Source organism: Thermodesulfovibrionia bacterium (genome assembly GCA_030646035.1).
GTDB lineage: Bacteria > Nitrospirota > Thermodesulfovibrionia > UBA6902 > UBA6902 > JACQZG01.
In genome coordinates this window covers 1-4,497 of the sequence record JAUSMY010000031.1, presented here as the reverse complement: position 1 = coordinate 4,497, position 4,497 = coordinate 1, and the positions used below count along the sequence as shown (strand labels likewise).

The following is a 4,497-nucleotide window of genomic DNA, read 5'->3' as shown; positions in this document are numbered from 1 at the left end:
CGATTTTTTCATCAGAATACTTCCCATCTTCCCCCTAATTCTATAACTTATTAATTTTAAATATTAATTTATATGTTTTATAGGGGGAAGTTGTGGGGGAACTATGGGGGAAGATGGGGGAATTATGGGGGAAGGGATAAGAACAGACTCTTAAACTTCCCCCAAAACTAACATCTTATTTTTAAAGGGAATTGTAGTAGTTAGGGGAAGTAGGGAAGCAGGGGAGGCATGTTTAAGCTGGTCTAAATTACAGGCCATGCCGTAAATAACCAGATCTTATCTTTTATTGTTGTTTAAAAGTACCTTCTAATAAGTTTGTTATATTTTTAAAAAGATGATGGTTATGAGAGGAGAAATGGATTGAATCTGTTGATGGTATGTATTGGTTTGAAACTCTGAACCATTGGAACGAAGTCCGAAAAGTCCGGAATTGTGCGCAGTTTAAGGGAGATAACGTACACAATAAGAGGTTAACTTATTGAAAATATTAATAATATAAACAGATATTAAATCTCCTGTCACTACCCCCCCCTCTTTTTTTATTGGTGGAACCGGTTGTCGCTCCCCCATTACTCTTTATAAAATGGCTCATTTTGCAAGGTCGTTTTCCTTTGTCTTGTTATTGTTTAAAAAAGCTTCTTTTGTTAAAAAGGGGGGCACATGGGGGGGGGTGATGGAATATAAAAACATATTATCAAACCTTGGCCGATTACGAGTTGTGATAGTTCATGTGGTATAAAGAATTATGAGCCGACTGGCGGAGATCTGTCAATTCTGGTCTTTGCCGGTAATCAGCTCTTCGGGTTTTTAATATTCAGCGGATATAGCAAATCAAAAGGTGTGAAAGATAATAGTATCTACATGCTTTCAGACTTTATTGTCCTGAGCAAGTACAAACTCCTCAGCAAGCTTCTATTAATGGTCTCAAAATGCCATGAGGTCCAGAAGCTCCTGCAGGAGAAGTATATCCGCAGGGTAGATACGATCATAACGACAGCCTTCATAAAGCAGTCGGTCAGTATGAAATACAGAGGGCTATACGAGCTTCATAAAAGGGGTGATGGTTTTCTGAATTATAAAACAGGCCAAGAGTGATCGGATATTCGCGCCGAATGCGGCTGCCCTCGACAACACCTCAGCCTGCGGCCTTCAGCGTGGGGCCAATATGTTCGGCTCTTGTCTCGGCTTCATTCATGGATTATTTTTGCTTATGCTTTACACCAATCTTCCAAACGCCTTTTTCAAGAAAGGCTTCTATAGTTTGGCGGTTTGCCTTATTTATCAAATTAGAGTGTGATGCTTTATACTTTTTTGCATATTCAACAAGCGTCATGATCCGCGCGCCTTCCAGATACGCAAGCCTCTTGTGATAACTATTCGTAAGCGCTTTGCCGACTATTTCCTCCATGATCTTTGCCGTGCCTTTATCGTCAAATTCCTTAAACGCCTCGTAATACATTTTCCTGTCAATGAACTTAATATTCACCGGCACAAAACCTTCCCGTATAAGCAGATAATTATTCAGCACTCTTCCGATACGACCGTTGCCATCAACAAACGGGTGTGTGTGTTCAAAAGTAAGATGCAGCAGCGCGATGCGTTTTATAATATTTTCATGGCTGTCAGCATTATACCTCGCAAGCATTTTTTCCAGTCTTTCTACTACTTCTTTTGGGTCCGGCGCAATGTGGCTGGCAACCCGAACCCACTCGCCGTCATTGCGAAACCTTCCGGCGATATCATCCCGGATATTAGCTATAAGCATTTTGTGAAGCGACAGCATAATCTCAAGAGTCAGCTCTTGTTCTTTAGCTTTTGTATCGATATATGAAACTACACGCGCAAGATTTTTGGCTTCAAAGATCTCTCTCTCGGTTATGTATCTGTCCAGGTTTATTTGTAAAAGGATCTTCTCTGTTTCTTCAAGAGTAAGAGTGCTATTCTCGATGGCATTAGAGTTATACACCTGCTCGGCGACCTCTGCTTCGCTCAATAATTTTATAAGCGATTGTTTCCCGGCAGACGCAGCATAATACCGCTCCCTGAGACGGCTGATTGTATTAAATACATGTAATACTTTTGCCATAGTCTAAAGTATATTCTTTTTCACTCTTTTGTCAACATAACCGTGAAAAATATCGGTTTATTATAGCTTTTTCACGGTTATGAACTGTAATTGCCCTTTAGCTCACCACTGAAGGCCTGATACAGCAGCGTTTTTTTCAGCGCATCAAATGCGGCGAGCTTCTGCTGGTAGATGGATTCGAGGCGTTGGGTCTCGGCTTCATTCATCAAGAGATCTCTGGAACCAGCATATTCATCACCAGTCGGATCATTGTATCCTTATGCTTGGGATCAGATTCTGCAACCAGCAATGCCAGAGCTGCCAGTCCCATATCGTTAATGACCGGCACGCCGTTGTTGCCAAGCAGCCGGTTATTGCGATTGAGAAAATCGACAAACAGAAAAGCTCCACTGCGCTTGTTGCCATCTATGAAGGGATGATTTTTAATGACAAAATAGAGCAGATGCGCTGCTTTGGTTTCGATGCCGGGATACGCCGGTTCGCCGAATACGGTCTGATCCAAATTACCGAGCAGAGCCTCAAATGCCTCTTCCCGCTCTTTGGCGAAGAGATCAGAGGCATCGCCCCTTGCCATCAGGTCGGCCTTCAGACCCGACAGAGCCAAGCGTGCCTCGTTCAGCGTTAGCAGTGTCCCCCCAGCCTGTGCAGGCGGTTCGGTTAGCAAACCTTCGTCATAGCGTTGCAGCAGCAAGAAGGTCTGCGCGTAACGTGTGACAATATCGACCAGCCCTCGTCCGGTATCTGCCTGCAATTCCGGGCTTTGTGCAGCCTTCTTCACTAATTGCATAGCAGCTTCCAGCTCGCGGGCGTTTATTTCAAAGCGTTGGCGGTTTAGAGTGTAACCCTTGGTAAGATGTTCGCGCAGGAGGCGGGTGGCCCACTGGCGGAAACGGGTGCCCTGCTGGGATTTCACCCGGTAGCCGACCGAGATGATGACGTCGAGGTTGTAGTGCTCGACCTGATAGGTTTTCCCGTCTGCGGCAGTACGTGCAAATTTTGCACATACTGAACCAGCCTCAAGTTCCCCCTCGGCAAAGACATTGCGCAGGTGCTTGGTGATGACCGAGCGCTCCCGCCCGAAAAGCTGGCTCATCTGCTCCTGCCGCAGCCAGACCGTGTCGTTGTCCAGCCGGACTTCCACCTCACCATTTTCAGTTTGATATATCGTAATGTCAGTCATATCGTTGCCATTATTATACAAGGTTACAGCTCATCACTGAATGCCTTATGCGGCTTCATTCATGTGATTATCAAATCACCATAATCAACTCACCATAACCGGACAACAAAGCATCATGAGTGATAAACATCATAGGCTCGCACTTTGCCTGAGCGATCAGGATACGGTCAAACGGGTCTGCATGGATCGGTAAAAGCTTTTCCACATATGCAGCATGTGCAGCAGTGACAGGAAGCAGACGATATCCCGCCTCTTGGAAATACCCAAGCGCATCCTCACCGGAAATAGGCATATTCCCACGGCCAAGGCTGTGCTTAATTGATATCTCCCAGATCGAGGCTGCGCTCACAATGATCTCATTATTAGCGGACATAATCAGACTGAGGGCTGATTGCGGCAGTTTAGGATCATCAGTTATTGCCCAGAGAGCTACGTGGGTATCAAGCAGAAGCTTCATTCATGCACCCCGGTAAAGAGTTTATGAATGGAATCGTTATCAGCATCGATCGATTCCGGCACATTAAATTTTCCCTTTGCAACTCCTATCCGCTTATCTACTGGAAGTGGGCTTAAAGATACAAGGCGGGCAACAGGCTTTCCGTTGCGGGCAATTACAATCTCATTCTCGCGGCCGCTTTCAATGGATTCGAGCAGTTTGGATAGATTTGTCTTGGCTTCAAATATGTTTACAGATTGCATAATATACCTCCTTAAACAGTTTAGCTAAAGTTAGTTTAGCAGATTATTAATGGTATTGCAACTTATCGTAACTGCTTGGTTCAATAGGTTTCTTTTATAATTGAACATATCCTGTTATACAGTTAATGTTGTTGATTTTTAGCATTACTTCATTACTCTTTGATAATTATAGAGATTAATGATTAATCAATCAATCAAAAAAACACCTCTTAATAAAATATATAGATTCCTTCTCAAAATCCCTTTCATTTAAGCCCGCCTTACAACTGGCATGTTTATTTCCGTGACCACTGTCGATAAGCGTAAGTGATTAGAAAATAAAGCTTTTTTAGTTGACTTAGGTAGGTAATCAAGTAGGATATAACTATAACCTATTGAATTTAAAGGATAATCAGATGATAGAGCGAGGGAAAATAGAAGGCGAGAAGGGAGCAACACAGACACCCACGATGCCGTTACTACCTCGCTCTATCTCAATAATTAAGGGGGATAGTTAATGGAGATTCAGGTCAGTGAAAAAGGGTCTATCAAA

General features: G+C 43.5%; 5 protein-coding genes and 1 pseudogene. 1 reads left to right on the top strand and 5 read right to left on the bottom strand.

All coding sequences use genetic code 11. From position 1 onward, the window contains the following. Positions 1–840: 840 nt before the first annotated feature. Positions 841–1,095, top strand: coding sequence for a hypothetical protein (locus Q7U10_05160; protein ID MDO8281999.1), 255 nt, complete (start codon positions 841–843; stop codon positions 1,093–1,095). A gap of 103 nt (positions 1,096–1,198) precedes the next feature. On the opposite strand, the gene Q7U10_05155 is transcribed toward Q7U10_05160, so the two are convergent. From Q7U10_05155 to Q7U10_05135, 5 genes and pseudogenes are all read right to left on the bottom strand, one after another. Further along, entirely contained in the window at positions 1,199–2,086 is an 888-nt protein-coding gene (locus Q7U10_05155; protein MDO8281998.1) for a Fic family protein, read from the bottom strand. A gap of 77 nt (positions 2,087–2,163) precedes the next feature. Further along, positions 2,164–2,283 (bottom strand): annotated as a pseudogene (locus Q7U10_05150) (restriction endonuclease subunit S). Between the two features lie 8 nt (positions 2,284–2,291). Beyond that, positions 2,292–3,266: a virulence protein RhuM/Fic/DOC family protein gene (locus tag Q7U10_05145; GenBank protein ID MDO8281997.1), complete on the bottom strand. Its 975-nt coding sequence runs from the start codon at positions 3,264–3,266 to the stop codon at positions 2,292–2,294. A 70-nt stretch (positions 3,267–3,336) separates the two neighbouring features. Then, entirely contained in the window at positions 3,337–3,723 is a 387-nt protein-coding gene (locus Q7U10_05140) for a type II toxin-antitoxin system VapC family toxin (GenBank protein MDO8281996.1), read from the bottom strand. Continuing rightward, on the bottom strand, positions 3,720–3,965 hold the full coding sequence (locus Q7U10_05135) for a type II toxin-antitoxin system prevent-host-death family antitoxin (GenBank protein MDO8281995.1): 246 nt from the start codon (positions 3,963–3,965) through the stop codon (positions 3,720–3,722). Before Q7U10_05135 ends, Q7U10_05140 begins: the two co-directional genes overlap by 4 nt. Positions 3,966–4,497 lie beyond the last annotated feature (532 nt).